We start from the raw sequence: 14,755 nt of genomic DNA, 5'->3' as shown, positions 1-14,755 counted from the left end.
CGGGCGGTATCATGTCGCGGCGCCGCGGTCTGCATGGCTGCCGCGCCGTTTTCTTTTTCATTCTTCTGTCGCCGCCACGCCCATGTCCGCTCTCCAGCTTGTCACCGATTCCCTGCCAGTGCTGCTGCAGGGCACGCTGCTGACCATCAAGTTCGCGTTGTGGTCGATGGTGTTCGGGCTGATGCTGGGCACGGTGGTGGCGCTGATGGGCATCAGCCATAGCCGCGTGCTCAAGGCGGCGGCGCGCACCTACGTCAGCATCATGCGCGGCACGCCGCTGCTGGTGCAGATCTTTGTCGTCTACTACGGGCTGCCGGGCATCGGCATCGCGCTGGAGCCCACGCCCGCGGGCGTGCTGACGCTGAGCCTGAACGTCGGCGCCTACCTGTCCGAGAGCATGCGCGGGGCCATCCTGGGCGTGTCGCGCGGCCAATGGCTGGCAGCCTACAGCCTGGGCCTGACGCCGGCGCAGGCACTGCGCTACGTGATCGGCCCGCAGGCGCTGCGGCTGGCGGTGCCAAGCCTGTCCAACAGCCTGATCAGCCTGATCAAGGACACCTCGCTGGTATCGGTCATCACCGTGACCGAGCTGCTGCGCACGGCGCAGGAGGTGATCGCGGCCACCTACCAGCCGCTGCCTCTGTACCTGGCGGTGGCGGCGATCTACTGGGTGCTGAGCACGGGGCTGTCGGGGGTGCAGCATATGCTGGAGCGGCGCTTGTCGCTGCCCGGGCGCCACTGATCGGCGCGCAAAGAAAAAGGCCAGCTCTGCGGAGCTGGCCTTTTTTTATCGCCGGGCCGGTCAGCCCTGCGCGATGCGGCTGGCGATATGCCCCAGCGCCTCTTCCACCTGGTCCACCAGGACCAGGCACAGGTCGCCCGGCTGCAGGTGCGACAGCGCGGTATCGATGGCGAGGAACTCGCCACGGATCTCCTCGACCTGGCCGGCGCGTTGCGCGCCCTGCAGGCCTTCGCGCAGCAGCGCCAGCACCTCGCCGTCGGCGCGGCCGCGCTGGCACTGGTCCTGGTACAGGATGACTTCATCGAACACGCCGCCCAGGATCTGGGTCTGGCGGCGGATGTCGTCGTCGCGGCGGTCGCCCGCGCCGCTGATCACCACCATGCGCCGCTTGGCCGGGATGGTCTCGACAGCGTTGCACAGCGCCAGGATGGCATCCGGGTTGTGGCCGTAGTCGGCGATCAGCGTGGCGCCGCGGTAGTCGAACACGTTGAAGCGTCCCGGGGCGGTCTGCGCGTCGTTGACGAAGGTGGCCAGGCCGCGGCGGATGGTCGGCCAGTCGATGCCCAGCGCCCACGCGGCGGCGATCGACGACATCGCGTTATCGACCTGGAAGCCGATGGTGCCGTTGCGCGTCAGCGGGATCTCGGCTACCGCGATGCGCACTTCAGTATCGCCTTCGGACGCCACGATGTCGGCGCCGTCCACGAACACCACGCGCTTGCCCTGCGCGCGGTGCGTGGCCATGGCCGGCTGGTTGGGATCGTGGGCGAAGAAGGTGACGCTGCCGGGGCACGCGTCGGCCATGCGCACCACCATCGGGTCGGCTGCGTTCAGGACCGCCATGCCGTGCGGCGCGACGTTCTGCACGATCACGCTCTTGAGCACCGCCAGGTCTTCCACCGAGTTGATGTAGGACAGGCCCAGGTGGTCGCCTTCGCCCACGTTGGTCACCACCGCCACGTCGCAGCGGTCGAAGGCCAGGCCTTCGCGCAGCAGGCCGCCGCGCGCGGTTTCAAACACGGCGGCGTCCACGTCCGGGTGCAGCAGCACGTTGCGCGCGCTGCGCGGGCCGCTGCAGTCGCCGGTGTCGATGCGCTCGCCCTGGATATACACGCCGTCGGTGCCGGTCATGCCCATGCGCAGGCCGCTGGTGGCCATGATGTGGGTGATCAGCCGGACCGTGGTGGTCTTGCCGTTGGTGCCGGACACGGCCACCACCGGGATGCGGCCATCGTCGCCATCGGAGAACATGGTCGAGACAATGGCTTCACCGACCGCGCGGCCCTTGCCGTACGACGGCTGCAGGTGCATGCGCAGGCCCGGCGCGGCGTTGACCTCGACGATGCCGCCGGCCTGTTCCTCGAACGGCTTGAGCATGGTCTCGCACACGGCGTCGACGCCGGCGATGTCCAGGCCCACCATCTGCGCCGCCGCCACGGCACGCGCGGCGATGTCCGGGTGGACGTCGTCGGTGACGTCGGTGGCGCTGCCGCCGGTGGACAGGTTGGCGTTGTTGCGCAACACCACGCGCGTGCCGTTGGCCGGCACGGAATCGGCGGTCAGGTTCTGCTTGGCCAGCGTGGCCAGCGCGATGTCGTCAAAGCGGATCTTGGTCAACGAGGTCGCATGGCCTTCACCGCGGCGCGGGTCGCGGTTCACTTCCTCGACCAGCTGGCGCACGGTATGCACGCCGTCGCCGATGACCTGCGGCGGGTCGCGGCGCGCGGCCGCCACCAGCTGCTTGCCGACCACCAGCAGGCGGAAGTCATGGCCCGGGATATAGCGCTCGACGATTACGTCCGAGCTGATGTCCGAGGCGACCTCGTAGGCCGTCATCACTTCCTCGCGGGTGCGGATGCGCACCGCCACACCCTTGCCCTGGTTGCCGTCGCGCGGCTTGACCACCACCGGGGCGTCGATTTCCTGCGCTGCGGCCCAGGCCTCTTCGGCGCTGCGCACCGAGCGGCCCAGCGGCACCGGCACGCCGGCGGCGTGCAGCAGGGTCTTGGTCAGGTCCTTGTCCTGCGCGATCGATTCGGCCACGGCGCTGGTGCGGTCGGTCTCTGCGGCCTGGATACGGCGCTGCTTGCTGCCCCAGCCGAACTGCACCATCGAGCCCTGCGTCAGGCGCCGGTAGGGGATGCCGCGCGCCACGGCGGCGTAGACGATGGAGCCGGTGCTGGGCCCCAGGCGCACGTCCTCGTCCAGCTCGCGCAGGCGGTGCAGCGCGTCTGCCAGGTCGAACGGGGTGTCGTTGCGCGCGGCGCGGCACAGGGCCTCGGCCAGCTCGAACGCAAGCCGGCCGACTTCTTCCTCGCTGTATTGCACGATCACCTGGTAGGTGCCGGGTTCGACCGTCTGCGCGGTGCGGCTGAAGGTGACCGGGCAGCCGGCGGCGGCCTGCAGGCGCAGCGCGGTTACTTCCAGCACGTGGGCCAGCGACAGCTCGCCCGATTCCTCGTCCGGGCGCAGCGGCCCGATTTCGGGGAAACGGGCGCGCAGCCGGTCTTCAAAACCGGGCAGGGCCGACAGCATGTTGGTGGCATCCTGGCAGGCCACGATCGCCTCGATGGCGGTGTGGCGGCACCACAGGTTCGGGCCCCGCAGGGCCCGGATACGTGAGACTTCCATAGAACGGTTTCCGTGTCTTCTATGCGCGGTTGAGCTTGGGGCCGCGTCAGGCGCGGCGCGCAGGCTGGCCCATCCAGTGGTGCACCAGGTCGACGGTGGCGCCGGTGGCGGCCTCGTCGCACTGCAGAACCAGCAGGTCGCCCGGCACCAGCTGGCTGAGCGCGGTTTCAATGGCGCTGGCGCGCGTGCCTTCGTCGATGATCTTGGTCACGCGCCGGCCTTCGTACAGGCCCTGCTTGAGCAGCGCGCGCGCCTCGGCATCGGGCAGGGCGCGCTTGACGCTGCGGTCCTCGCACAGGAAGACGCGGTCGAAATGCTGCCCCAGCGCCATGCCCTGGCGCACCAGGTCTTCGTCGCGGCGCTGCATGCCGGCGCCGTAGACCACCATGCGGCGCTCGGCCGGGAAGCGCTCCAGCGCGGTCGCCAGGGCTTCCAGCGCGGGCGCGTTGTGGGCGTCGTCGACCACCACGGTGGCGCCGTTGCGCTCGAACAGCGTGAAGCGGCCCGGCACGTCGACCTGGCCGACATCGAAGGTCACCACGCCGGCGCGGATCAGGTCGTTGGAAATGCCCAGCGCCCAGCCCGCGGCCACGGCCGCCAGCACGTTCTCGACCTGGAACGCGACGCGCCCGGCATAGGTCAGTGGCACCGCGGCCACGTCCACCAGCGCGGTCTCGCTGCTGCCGGTGGCCAGCACGATCTTGCCTTCGCGCAGGTACACCGCGCGCTTGCCGGCGGCGCGGTGCGACACGATAGCGGGCAGTTCCGGCGTCAGGCCGAAGAAGATCACGTCGCCGTCGCACAGCCCGGCCATCTCCACCAGGCGTTCGTCGCGCGCGTTGAGCACGGCCGCGCCGGTCTCCAGCACCACGTCGACCTGCGTGCGCAGCACGTTGTACATGCGGTCCTCGTCCTCGACGTAGTAGTCGCCGAGGTGGTCGGGCTGGTCGAAATTGGTGACCACGCCGACCTGGCAGCGGTCGTAGGCCAGGCCTTCGGAGAGGATGCTGCCGCTGTCGTTCTCGAACACGGCGGCCTCGACCGCGCGGTTCATCAGGATGCGATGGCCCGATTCCCAGTTGGCGCGGTCGCCGCTTTCCACCTGGCGGCGGTCCAGGAACAGCCCGTCGCTGCAGGCCAGGCCGGTATGCTTGCCCGACAGCTGCAGCAGGCGCGCCACCAGGCGCGCGACCACGGTCTTGCCGTTGGTGCCGGTCACGCCCACCACCGGGATGCGGCCCTGGTCGTCATCGGACTCAGGGAACAGGTGGTTGACGATGGCGCGGCCGACCGGGCGCGGCGTGCCTTCGGCCGGCTTGATATGCATCAGCAGGCCGGGGCCGGCGTTGACCTCGACGATGGCGCCGCGCTGCTCGGCCAGCGGGCGCGAGATGTCCTCGGCCACCAGGTCCACGCCGGCGATGTCCAGCCCGACCACGCGCGCGGCGAGCGCCGCATGCGCGGCGACGCTCGGGTGCACACGGTCGGTGACGTCGAAGGCGACATTGCCGTTGCGCTGGATCAGCACGGTGCGGCCTTCGGGCGGTACCGAGCTGGCGTCCATGCCCTGGCGCTTCAGTTCCAGGCGCGCGGCCGAGTCCAGCCGCACACGGTTCAGCGGATGATCCTCGGTGGTGCCGCGGCGCGGATCGGAATTGATCTGCAGCTCGATCAGCTCGTCGATGGTGGACTTGCCGTCGCCGACCACGCTCGCGGTCTCGCCCATGGCGGCGGCCACCAGGCGGCCGCCCACCACCAGCAGGCGGTGCTCGTTGCCGGGGATGAAGCGTTCGACGATGACGCCGTTGCCTTCGTCGATGGCCACGCCGTAGGCGGTCTCGACTTCCTCGCGGGTCATCAGGTTGGTGAACACACCGCGGCCGTGGTTGCCGTCATAGGGCTTGACCACCACCGGCACGCCGATGTCCTCGGCGGCGTCCCAGGCGTCTGCCGGGGAATCGACCATGCGGCCCTCGGGGACCGGCACGCCGCAGGACTCCAGCAGGCTCTTGGTCAGGTCCTTGTCGCGCGAAATGCTTTCGCCGATGGCGCTGGTGCGGTCGGTCTCGGCGGTCCAGATGCGGCGCTGGCGCGCGCCGTAGCCCAGCTGCACCAGGTTGCCGTCCGACAGGCGGATCGCCGGGATGTCGCGGTCGTCCGCGGCATCGACGATGCAGGCGGTGCTGGGGCCCAGGCAATGCTCGTCCACCAGGCGGCGCAGGTTGTCCACGGCGGCGGGGACGTCGAAGGGACGGTCCTCGATCGCGGCCATGACCAGGTCGCGGGCGGTGAACAGGGCGACGCGGGTGACTTGCTCGTGCCAGGCGCGCACGATCACCTTGTAGACGCCGCGCACCGGGGTCTCGCGCGCCTTGCCGAAGCCGCCGGGCATGCCCGCCAGGTTCTGCAGCTCAAGCGTCACGTGTTCCAGGATATGGCCGGGCCAGGTGCCGTCCTTCACGCGCTGCAGGAAGCCGCCGCGCTCGCCGATACTGCAGCGATGCTCGATCAGCGACGGCAGCCAGGCCGACAGGCGCTCGTGGAACCCCGGAATCGTGTTGGAGGGAAAGTCCTCCAGTTCCCCGATATCGACCCATGCCTCCAGTACGGGCCGATATGTCCACATATTCGGGCCGCGCAGCGACATGACATCGAAAATCTCAATGTCCTTCTTTTTCATTGCATTAGCTTGAGGCAGTGGGCGGAACCGCCCGAGAAATGGAAGCCTAACCTTTCAGTAACGTTACAGCACAGAGCGGGTTGACTTTCTTCGTGTAAAAGTGATTGTGCAGTGCATCAGGAGTACCCGCGCGTTCGTCGTTATGTATACTGCGGGCGAATTCGCGGGCCGCCAGAGCGTGCCCGGCCTAAATTTGTTTCAAGTTATGTCCGTACCCCCTGGACGCACGCCGCGCCATCCATGACCCAGTCCTCCCTGCCTGTCCCTACCGCCCCTGCTGCCGACGAGCCCTGGCGTACCGAATCCGGATCGTGGCTCCGACCCGGCGAGACCGTCCTGGCCGGACTGGCTCTGGACCTCGACGCGAAGCTGCATTTTACCCAAGGGTGGCTGGTTGTGACCGACCAGCGCATCGTTGCCCGGGCTCCCGGTGAAAAAAATGTGCGGGAATGGAACATCGGAACCTCCCTGCGCCTGTCGCACACCGACCACGCGGGCGTGGGCGCGCTGGAACTGAGCGGTCCAGAAGGCCGGCTGGCGAGCTGGCGATACACGCTTGGTTACAATCCGGCCGCGCTGCGGCTGGCCGACCAGTTCGAATTCCAGCGCGATGCCGCCGGCGCGCGCCCGGCGGGCGGGGCGGGCGAAGTGCTGTGCCCGACCTGCAAGGCGCCGCTGCCGCCGGACGAGGAACAGTGCCCCCAATGCAGCCGGGAGCTGGAAACTCCGCCGTCGACCTGGGCGCTGCTGCGCCTGTGGCGCTTTGCCCGGCCGTACCAGTGGCAGCTGCTGGCGGGCTTCCTGCTGACGCTGCTGTCCACCGCGGCCACGCTGGTGCCGCCGTACCTGACCATGCCGCTGATGGACAAGGTGCTGATCCCGTTCCAGAACGGGGTGCCGATCGACTACGGGCTGGTGCGTCTGTACCTCGCGGGATTGCTGGGGGCGGCGCTGGTGGCCTGGTCGCTGGGGTGGGCGCGCACTTACCTGCTCGCGCGCGTATCGGAGCGTATCGGCGCCGATCTGCGCACTACCACGTACGAACATCTGCTAAAGCTGTCGCTGGAATACTTCGGCGGCAAGCGCACCGGCGATCTGATGGCGCGCATCGGCTCGGAAAGCGACCGCATCTGCGTCTTCCTGTCGCTGCACCTGCTGGACTTTGCCACCGACGTGCTGATGATCCTCATGACGGCAGTGATCCTGGTGTCGATCAACCCGTGGCTGGCATTGGTCACGCTGGTGCCGCTGCCGTTCATCGCCTGGATGATCCACCTGGTGCGCGACCGCCTGCGCCACGGCTTCGAGAAGATCGACCGGATCTGGTCCGAGATCACCAATGTGCTGGCCGACACCATCCCCGGCATCCGCGTGGTCAAGGCCTTTGCCCAGGAAAAGCGTGAGGTGTCGCGCTTCCGCGAGGCCAACAAGCACAACCTGGCGATCAATGACCGCGTCAACGCGGTATGGTCGCTGTTCACGCCGACGGTGACCCTGCTGACCGAGATCGGCCTGCTGATCGTGTGGGTGTTCGGTATCTGGCAGGTGTCGCACAGCGCCATCACGGTGGGTGTGCTGGTGGCGTTCCTGACCTATATCAGCCGCTTCTATACCCGGCTGGATTCGATGAGCCGGATCGTCTCGGTGACGCAGAAGGCCGCTGCCGGCGCCAAGCGCATCTTCGACATCCTCGACCATGTCTCGAGCGTGCCGGAGCCGGTGCGCCCGGCGAAGCTGGACAAGGTCGAAGGCGCCATCGACATGAGCGACCTGGGCTTCCGCTACGGCAACCGCGCGGTGATCCGCGGGCTGAACCTGTCGATCGAGCCGGGCGAGATGATTGGCCTGGTGGGGCACAGCGGCTCGGGCAAGAGCACGCTGGTCAACCTGATCTGCCGTTTCTACGATGTTTCCGAGGGCGCGATCCGCGTCGACGGCGTCGATATCCGCTCGCTGCCGGTGTCGGAGTACCGCCGCCATATCGGCCTGGTGCTGCAGGAGCCGTTCCTGTTCTTCGGCACGATTGCCGACAATATTGCCTACGGCAAGCCCGACGCCACGCGCGAGGAGATCATCGCCGCCGCGCGCGCCGCGCATGCGCACGAGTTCATCCTGCGCCTGCCGCACGGCTATGACTCGCTGGTCGGTGAGCGTGGCCAGGCGCTGTCAGGCGGCGAGCGCCAGCGCATCTCGATCGCGCGCGCGCTGCTGATCAACCCGCGCATCCTGATCATGGACGAGGCCACCTCGTCGGTCGACACCGCCACCGAGAAGGAAATCCAGAAGGCGCTCGACAACCTGGTGCAGGGCCGCACCACCATCGCCATCGCGCACCGCCTGTCGACACTGCGCAAGGCCGACCGGCTGGTGGTGATGGACCGCGGCCAGATCGTCGAAGTCGGCAGCCATGATGAGCTGCTGTTGCGCGAAGGCGCATACTACAAGCTGTACCAGGCGCAGGCGCGCAATGTCGACACCGAGGACGGCGAAGACGAAGCGATCGAAACGCCGGAGGCCGCCAATGCCCAATGACGTTCCCGCCACCACGCCGACACCCATGTTTACGCTAGATCGCAATCGTTTTGGCCGCCTGGTCCTGATCGCCGAAGACGGCACCGTCCACGAAGGCGTGGTGCCGGTGCGCGCCTTCCCGATTTCCGCGCCACAGGGCGGCATCGGCCTGATGAGCACCGACGGGCATGAGGTGGTGTGGATTCCGCGGCTGGAGGATGTGCCGCAGGCAGAGCGCGACATGATCGAAGCGGAACTCGCCTCGCGCGAGTTCATGCCGGAGATCCAGCGTATCGTCAGCGTGTCGACCTACGCCACGCCCAGCGTGTGGACGGTGCAAACCGATCGCGGCAAGACCGAGCTGGTGCTGCGCGGCGAAGAGGCAATCCGGCGCCTGGCCGGCAGCACGCTGCTGATATCGGACACGCACGGCATCCACTACCTGATCCGCGACCTGACGGCGCTGGACAAGCACAGCCGCAAGATCCTCGACCGCTTCCTCTGAGGCGTCGCTGGCGACGCCGAGACCCGGGCCGGCGCGCTGCCGGCCGGGTTCCTGATCCTTGTTCCTAGTGCAGCATCTCGGATGCGTCGTCTTCGTCGTCCCAGTCATCGTGCATGACCGGCACGTCAGGCGCCATGTCGAACACCATCGAGTGGTAGCGCACGCTGAACCACTCGCGGAACATCTGCAGCGACAGTTCCTCGGGCCACATCGAGTCATCGAACCACTCGCCCAGCATGAATTCAAAGAATTCCTGCCAGCGCTTCTCGACCCAGCGCAAGGCGTTGTCGTGCGTATCGGCCAGCTCTTCCGGCAGCAGAAACACGCTCTGGTCCTCGCGCACCTGCTCTAGCGTGAGGCCGGCCACCGGCTGGGGATCGACCGCCTGGATCCAGTCCAGGAACGGCTGTTCCGGGACCAGCGCGACCATGGAACGGTTGATGGTGAAGCGGGGATGGTCAGACATGGCGAAAGCCTTCAAGGACTGCAACCGCCTATTGTAGTCCTTCGCCGTGCGGCTTCCGTGCGCGCTACTGATAATCCATGGTAAAGATCATCGCGCTTGATACCGTCCCCGGGGAGGGCGTGCCGCCAAGGCCGATGTAGCGCGCGCCGAAGCGGTATGTGGCGGGGACGTTGGCCGTGATGTTGCCCATCGCATTGCGCACCTGCAGGGGTACAGGCTCGGTGCCGCTCGCATTGACGATCTGCACGCCTGCGCCGCTGGCCATGCCGCCCGTCCCGGCAGTGACGATACCAAGGATGCCATTCGCGGCCGAGGCTACCGGCGTGCCTATGGCCCCGTCCAGTGTCATGCCAACAATCGCCGCGCCACTGCAGGTCAGCTGGATGGCGAAGGGCGTATTGCCGCCCGCGCCCTGGTTTGCGAGCGTCGTGGCACTGATTGCAGGCAGGTTGACCACGGGGGGATAGTTGGTGTTGCAGGCAATTTCCCGCGGTGTCACGTTGCCGCTGAAGCCGATATAGTTGTCGACGCCACCCAGTCCCCCTGCCGTGCTGCCCTTGTAGACGCCGAAGCCGAAGCGGGTCTGGGTGGGATCAAGATTGCCTGAAGTGATCGTCCCGGTCTTCACGAATTCCACCGATACCGACACCGAATAGTTCAGGCTGGCGTCCAGGTAGCCAAGGTTTGCGCTGCGGGTATCGCAGTTCAAGCCGGCTGCGTTGGTCATGGGCTGGCCCGCTGCATTGCGCAGCCGGATGCCGATGCCGGCGACTCCGGTGGAGTAGACGCCGGGCATGACTTCAGTGCCGCTGCCGTAGTAGCAGGAGATGATGGGAGCGCCGGCCACCACGTACGGCGGCACGTTGGTACAGGTGCCGCTGAATGAGTAGTAATGCACTGTTCCGGGAATGGTGCTGCCGACGGCGAGGTTGGCGGCGACTGCCATGTTGCTGAGTGCCTGCAGATATGGCATCGCCGGCGTGGAGCTGCAGGCCGCATGAGCCAAATGCGGGACCGCAAAGCATGCAAGTACCACCAGCCAGTGGCGCAGGGTGCTGATTAGCTGTTTTCCGTTCATGGCAGGGCTCGCGGTGATGGCATGTGCGGCGCGCACAAACGGCCAGGTTGTGCGGCCCTCCGGCTTTCCGGCTTTCCGGCATGCCGGTTAAAGTTGCGCTACTACGATACGTGTGGCGCATTCCCGGCAGCAATAAGGCTTGCCTTAAATCTGGGTCAGAGATTTCATGCCACCGGAACGGAAGAACTGCCCAACAACCCCATGAACCACACCGTGCCGCAAGGCTCTGTGATCCGGACTTCCCGCTTTCGTGCAGCCATTGAGGAAAACGACAAGCGCATTGCCGCCGGTTGCTGGCTATAGTCTGCGAGGGGCTGCAGGCAGGCCATGCGGTCTGATGCGTGCAAGGCATGAATCAATTCTTGCCCGTCATGAATCGGGCGCCTGCCGACAAGGCAAAAGCCCGGCAAGGAGAAGTCATGGATACGTATGTCGACCTGCAGCGGGCCATACTGAACAACATACCCGACCAGGCCTGGCTGAAGGACGTCGGCTCCCGCTACGTCCTGGTCAATGACGCCTTCATGGCCGCATGCGGGCGGTCCGAGGCCGAGATCCTGGGCAGTACGCCGGACAAGGTGTGGTCGGCGGAATGGGGGCAGGTCTACCTGGACACCGACAACGCCGTGGTGGCCAGCGGCATCCGCCGGCGCTATGAGGAATGCCGTCACGGCCAGGACGGCAGCCTGCGCTGGTTCGATACCATCAAGATGCCGATTCGGGGCCAGGACGGCGCGGTCGTCGGCACGGTCGGCATCTCGCGCGACATTACCGACCGCAAGCGCTCCGAGCAGGAGCTGCTGGAATCGCGCGCGCAGCTGCGTGAGCTGTCCGCCTACCTGCAGTCCGTGCGCGAGGCGGAGCGCACCCGGATCTCACGCGAGCTGCACGATGAGCTTGGGCAGTCCCTGACGGCATTGCGCCTGGGACTCAGCTTTATCGAAGCGCAGCAGGGCCCCGATGCCGGCGACGCGTGCCGCAAGCATTTGCAGATGCTCAAGCAGATCGCGGATTCGACGGTGGACGCGGTGCAGCGCATCGCGGCAGACCTGCGCCCGCCGCTGCTGGATGAGCTGGGGCTGACCGCGGCGATCGAGTGGCTGGCCGAGTCTTTTTCCGAGCGCGGCGGCATCGCCTGCGAGCTGGCGCTGCAGCCCGTCGGCGAGCTCAGCGCCGAACTCAGCACCGCGGTCTTTCGCATCGCGCAGGAAGCGCTGACCAATGCCTGCCGCCATGGCCGCGCCGATCGCGTGCGGGTGGAGCTGAGCGCGGCCGGCGGGACCTTGCGGCTGGTGGTTGCCGACAACGGCCGCGGCATCGATGCGTCCAGGGCCGGGCATCGCCGCAGCCTGGGTTTGCTGGGGATGCGCGAGCGTGCGCTGATGCTGGGCGGCAAGCTGGCGGTAACCAGCGAGAAGGGCGGCGGCACCCGGGTCGAGGCGCAGATCCCCAATGCCGGCACTGCCGGCAACGGAGGCGCAAGATGATCCGCCTGATGCTTGCCGACGACCACACCATCATCCGCGACGGGCTCAAGAAGATCTTCTCCACCGTGCCCGACATGCAGGTGGTGGCCGAAGCCGCCGACGGCTGCGAAGTGTTGGCGCTGCTGCGCGCGCAGACGCCGGACGTGCTGTTGCTGGACATGTCGATGCCGGGGCGCAGCGGCATCCTGCTGATCCAGCAGATACGGGCCGGCTATCCGGCGCTACCGATCCTGGTGCTGAGCATGTACCGCGAGTCGCAATATGCAGTGCAGGCTATCCGCGCGGGCGCGGCTGGCTACCTGACCAAGAATGTCGAGTCCGACCAGCTGCTCGGTGCCATCCGCAAGGTGGCGCGCGGCGGTACCGCGGTCTCGCCGGCGATTGCCGACAAGCTCGTCAGCCAGGCCCGGCAGCCCGATGCCATGTTGCCGCATGCACGCCTGACGGCGCGTGAACTGCAGGTGTTCCAGATGCTGGCAGAGGGGCTGGGCATCAACGAGGTCGCCGCGGCGCTGTCGCTCAGCGCCAAGACGGTGAGCACCCACAAGGCCAACATCCTCGGCAAGATGGATATCGCATCGACGGCCGGGCTGGTGCACTACGCCATCCGCCACGGCCTGCTCGCCGAAGCCGGGGACGCGGCCTAGTCTGCTGCGGTGCGTCTAGGAAAATCCTTAGGTCGAATTCAGCCAATCCTGATGTAGTGATGCCGCCCCGGCACCTACGCTTCAGGTAGCGAAGCCCTGACTTCGCCTGCACAACAAGACCTGAGGAGACAAGCCATGCAGCTGGACCTGCTGATCCGGGACGCCTGCGTACGCGACGACGCGCCCCTGACCGATATCGCCATCCGCGACGGCCGCATCGTCGCCATCGAGCCCGGCATCGACGTGCCGGCGCATGAAGTGATCGAGACCGGCGGCCGCGCGGTCATCCCGGGGCTGGTCGAAGCGCACCTGCACCTGGACAAGGCACTGCTGCACCGCCGCCTGCCGGCGCGCTTCGGCACGCTGGACGAAGCCATCCGCGTCACCGGCATCCTGAAAAGCAAGCAGCAGCGCCAGGATGTGCTGGACCGCTCGCGCCAGGTGCTGGACATGGCGGTCAGGAACGGCACGGTGGCGATCCGCGCGCATCCCGATGTCGACCTGATCCAGGGGCTGATCGGGGTGGAGACGCTGCTTGAACTGAAATCGGAGTACCACGATCTGCTCGACCTGCAGATCGTGGCCTTCCCGCAAGAGGGCATCCTGAAATCGCAGGGCACCCGCGAGCTGCTGACAGAGGCCATGGACATGGGCGCCGATGTGGTCGGCGGCTGCCCGTACAACGAGCTGAGCTGGGCCGACACCATGCGCCATATCGACATGGTCTTCGAACTGGCGCAACGCTATGACGCGCCGGTCGACATGCATGCCGATTTTGCCGACGACACCGGCGACCAGCGCTTTGCCGCAGTGTCATATATCGCGCAGAAGACCATCGAAACCGGCTACCAGGGGCGCGTGTCGCTGGGCCATGTCACGAGCCTGGGCGCGCTTGACGCGGCGCAGCTGCAGCCGCTGATCGAGCAGATCCGCGAGGCCGGCATCAGCATCGTCACGCTGCCCGCCACCGATCTCTATCTCGGCGGCCGCAAGGACGTCCAGAACCAGCGCCGCGGGCTGGCGCCGGTGAAGGCCCTGCACAGCGGCGGCGTCAACGTGGCGTATTCCTCGAACAATATCCGCAACGCCTTCACGCCGTTCGGCAAGGCCGACATGCTGCAGATCGGCAACATGCTGGCGCACGTGGCCCAGTTCGGCGTGCCCGAGCACCAGCTCGCGGTGCTCGACATGGGCACGCACAACGCCGCGCGCGCGATGGGCCTGCACGACACCTATGGCCTCAAGGTCGGGCGCCAGGCTGACCTGGTCGTGCTCGATACCTTCCAGGTGGCCGATGCGCTGATCGACATCCCGCCGCGGCTGTGGGTGGTCAAGCGCGGCAAGATCACCGTAGTCACGCAGCATCGCTGCGAGATCCATCGGCACCGGTGCTGCCCACACTGACCGCAATGCCCGTTCCCCGTCCATCAAGGAGTCGATCATGAGAAAGCTGCCCGCCGAAGTCGTGGCTTCACTGCTTGCCATCACCACCGTTCCCATCGCCGCGCATGCCTCGCACCTGCCGCCATGGGCCATCTTCATCAGCTGGGCCGCGACCTTTGCCATGGGCGGCCCCACGCCGGAGAACCTGAAGAAGATCTGGCCGACACTGCCGGTGGGCTCGCTCTTTGCCTTTGTCATCGTGCTTTGCTTCCGCCAGGCGGCCGAGCAGTTCTCCGGGCCAGCGCTGATCGTGGCGGAGATGGTGATCCTGTTCGCGCTCAACGCTTCGATGATGTATCTCGCTCGCGTGTTCGTCACGCTGCGCTTCATCCCCGGCATGTTCTTTGGCTTTGCCTCGTATTTCGCCACGCTGTTCGGCGGCTTCGGCCCGGTGCCGGGCGATCCCGTTGTCGCGCTTGGCGCGGTGATCGCCATGAATGCGCTCGGACCGGCCTATGCCTGGATCAAGCATCACTACGCGGCACCGGAATCCGTTGCCGAACGCCCATGGCAAGGCTGGAAGACCGGGACCTGAGCCGACGCGTCCTGCCGGGTTTGCGTGCCA

11 protein-coding genes are annotated in these 14,755 nt (G+C 67.0%); 7 read left to right on the top strand and 4 right to left on the bottom strand.

Annotated elements, in window-relative coordinates:
• The first annotated feature begins 82 nt into the window (after positions 1–82).
• Positions 83–742, top strand: a complete 660-nt coding sequence (locus AC3WRR_RS14265; protein WP_010812979.1) for an amino acid ABC transporter permease — start codon at positions 83–85, stop codon at positions 740–742.
• A 60-nt stretch (positions 743–802) separates the two neighbouring features.
• On the opposite strand, the gene cphA (AC3WRR_RS14260) is transcribed toward AC3WRR_RS14265, so the two are convergent.
• Together cphA (AC3WRR_RS14260) and cphA (AC3WRR_RS14255) are read right to left on the bottom strand one after the other, a co-directional pair.
• The gene (gene cphA, locus AC3WRR_RS14260) at positions 803–3,373 is read right to left on the bottom strand and encodes a cyanophycin synthetase (protein ID WP_010812978.1); all 2,571 of its coding nucleotides are present in this window, start codon (positions 3,371–3,373) and stop codon (positions 803–805) included.
• A 46-nt stretch (positions 3,374–3,419) separates the two neighbouring features.
• Positions 3,420–6,053, bottom strand: a complete 2,634-nt coding sequence (gene cphA / locus AC3WRR_RS14255; RefSeq protein WP_010812977.1) for a cyanophycin synthetase — start codon at positions 6,051–6,053, stop codon at positions 3,420–3,422.
• Between the two features lie 240 nt (positions 6,054–6,293).
• On the opposite strand from cphA (AC3WRR_RS14255), the gene AC3WRR_RS14250 reads away from it, so the two are divergent.
• Both AC3WRR_RS14250 and AC3WRR_RS14245 read left to right on the top strand, forming a co-directional pair.
• On the top strand, positions 6,294–8,585 hold the full coding sequence (locus AC3WRR_RS14250; protein ID WP_011614692.1) for a cyanophycin metabolism-associated ABC transporter: 2,292 nt from the start codon (positions 6,294–6,296) through the stop codon (positions 8,583–8,585).
• Positions 8,575–9,069 (top strand): cyanophycin metabolism-associated DUF1854 family protein, encoded by a 495-nt coding sequence (locus AC3WRR_RS14245; protein WP_010812975.1) that lies wholly within the window; start codon positions 8,575–8,577, stop codon positions 9,067–9,069. The genes AC3WRR_RS14250 and AC3WRR_RS14245 overlap by 11 nt, the downstream gene beginning before the upstream one ends.
• Positions 9,070–9,133: 64 nt before the next feature.
• Here AC3WRR_RS14245 and AC3WRR_RS14240 read toward each other — a convergent pair whose 3' ends face one another.
• A complete protein-coding gene (locus AC3WRR_RS14240; RefSeq protein ID WP_010812974.1) occupies positions 9,134–9,535 on the bottom strand; it encodes a hypothetical protein in 402 nt (133 codons plus the stop codon).
• A 64-nt stretch (positions 9,536–9,599) separates the two neighbouring features.
• Complete coding sequence (locus AC3WRR_RS14235) at positions 9,600–10,481, bottom strand: fimbrial protein (protein WP_037023955.1); 882 nt, start codon at positions 10,479–10,481, stop codon at positions 9,600–9,602.
• A gap of 551 nt (positions 10,482–11,032) precedes the next feature.
• Here AC3WRR_RS14235 and AC3WRR_RS14230 point away from each other — a divergent pair.
• From AC3WRR_RS14230 to AC3WRR_RS14215, 4 genes are all read left to right on the top strand, one after another.
• Complete coding sequence (locus tag AC3WRR_RS14230) at positions 11,033–12,100, top strand: sensor histidine kinase (RefSeq protein ID WP_492297271.1); 1,068 nt, start codon at positions 11,033–11,035, stop codon at positions 12,098–12,100.
• Positions 12,097–12,747, top strand: a complete 651-nt coding sequence (locus tag AC3WRR_RS14225; protein WP_492292691.1) for a response regulator — start codon at positions 12,097–12,099, stop codon at positions 12,745–12,747. Before AC3WRR_RS14230 ends, AC3WRR_RS14225 begins: the two co-directional genes overlap by 4 nt.
• Positions 12,748–12,882: 135 nt before the next feature.
• Complete coding sequence (locus AC3WRR_RS14220) at positions 12,883–14,151, top strand: amidohydrolase family protein (protein WP_492297269.1); 1,269 nt, start codon at positions 12,883–12,885, stop codon at positions 14,149–14,151.
• 37 nt (positions 14,152–14,188) lie between these two features.
• The gene (locus AC3WRR_RS14215) at positions 14,189–14,725 is read left to right on the top strand and encodes a DUF1097 domain-containing protein (RefSeq protein ID WP_011614696.1); all 537 of its coding nucleotides are present in this window, start codon (positions 14,189–14,191) and stop codon (positions 14,723–14,725) included.
• The last annotated feature ends 30 nt before the right edge of the window (positions 14,726–14,755 follow it).

It is taken from the genome of Cupriavidus sp. FW305-3-2-15-C-LB2, assembly GCF_058787575.1.
Note: the sequence above shows the minus strand (reverse complement) of the source record. Positions and strands in the feature narration are given on the sequence as shown.

Bases quoted from the DNA above. Each gene is read 5' to 3' on its own strand.
- AC3WRR_RS14265 (WP_010812979.1), top strand. From the start codon at position 83: ATGTCCGCTCTCCAGCTTGTCACCGATTCCCTGCCAGTGCTGCTGCAG.
- cphA (WP_010812978.1), bottom strand. From the start codon at position 3,373: ATGGAAGTCTCACGTATCCGGGCCCTGCGGGGCCCGAACCTGTGGTGC.
- cphA (WP_010812977.1), bottom strand. From the start codon at position 6,053: ATGAAAAAGAAGGACATTGAGATTTTCGATGTCATGTCGCTGCGCGGC.
- AC3WRR_RS14250 (WP_011614692.1), top strand. From the start codon at position 6,294: ATGACCCAGTCCTCCCTGCCTGTCCCTACCGCCCCTGCTGCCGACGAG.
- AC3WRR_RS14245 (WP_010812975.1), top strand. From the start codon at position 8,575: ATGCCCAATGACGTTCCCGCCACCACGCCGACACCCATGTTTACGCTA.
- AC3WRR_RS14240 (WP_010812974.1), bottom strand. From the start codon at position 9,535: ATGTCTGACCATCCCCGCTTCACCATCAACCGTTCCATGGTCGCGCTG.
- AC3WRR_RS14235 (WP_037023955.1), bottom strand. From the start codon at position 10,481: ATGGCAGTCGCCGCCAACCTCGCCGTCGGCAGCACCATTCCCGGAACA.
- AC3WRR_RS14230 (WP_492297271.1), top strand. From the start codon at position 11,033: ATGGATACGTATGTCGACCTGCAGCGGGCCATACTGAACAACATACCC.
- AC3WRR_RS14225 (WP_492292691.1), top strand. From the start codon at position 12,097: ATGATCCGCCTGATGCTTGCCGACGACCACACCATCATCCGCGACGGG.
- AC3WRR_RS14220 (WP_492297269.1), top strand. From the start codon at position 12,883: ATGCAGCTGGACCTGCTGATCCGGGACGCCTGCGTACGCGACGACGCG.
- AC3WRR_RS14215 (WP_011614696.1), top strand. From the start codon at position 14,189: ATGAGAAAGCTGCCCGCCGAAGTCGTGGCTTCACTGCTTGCCATCACC.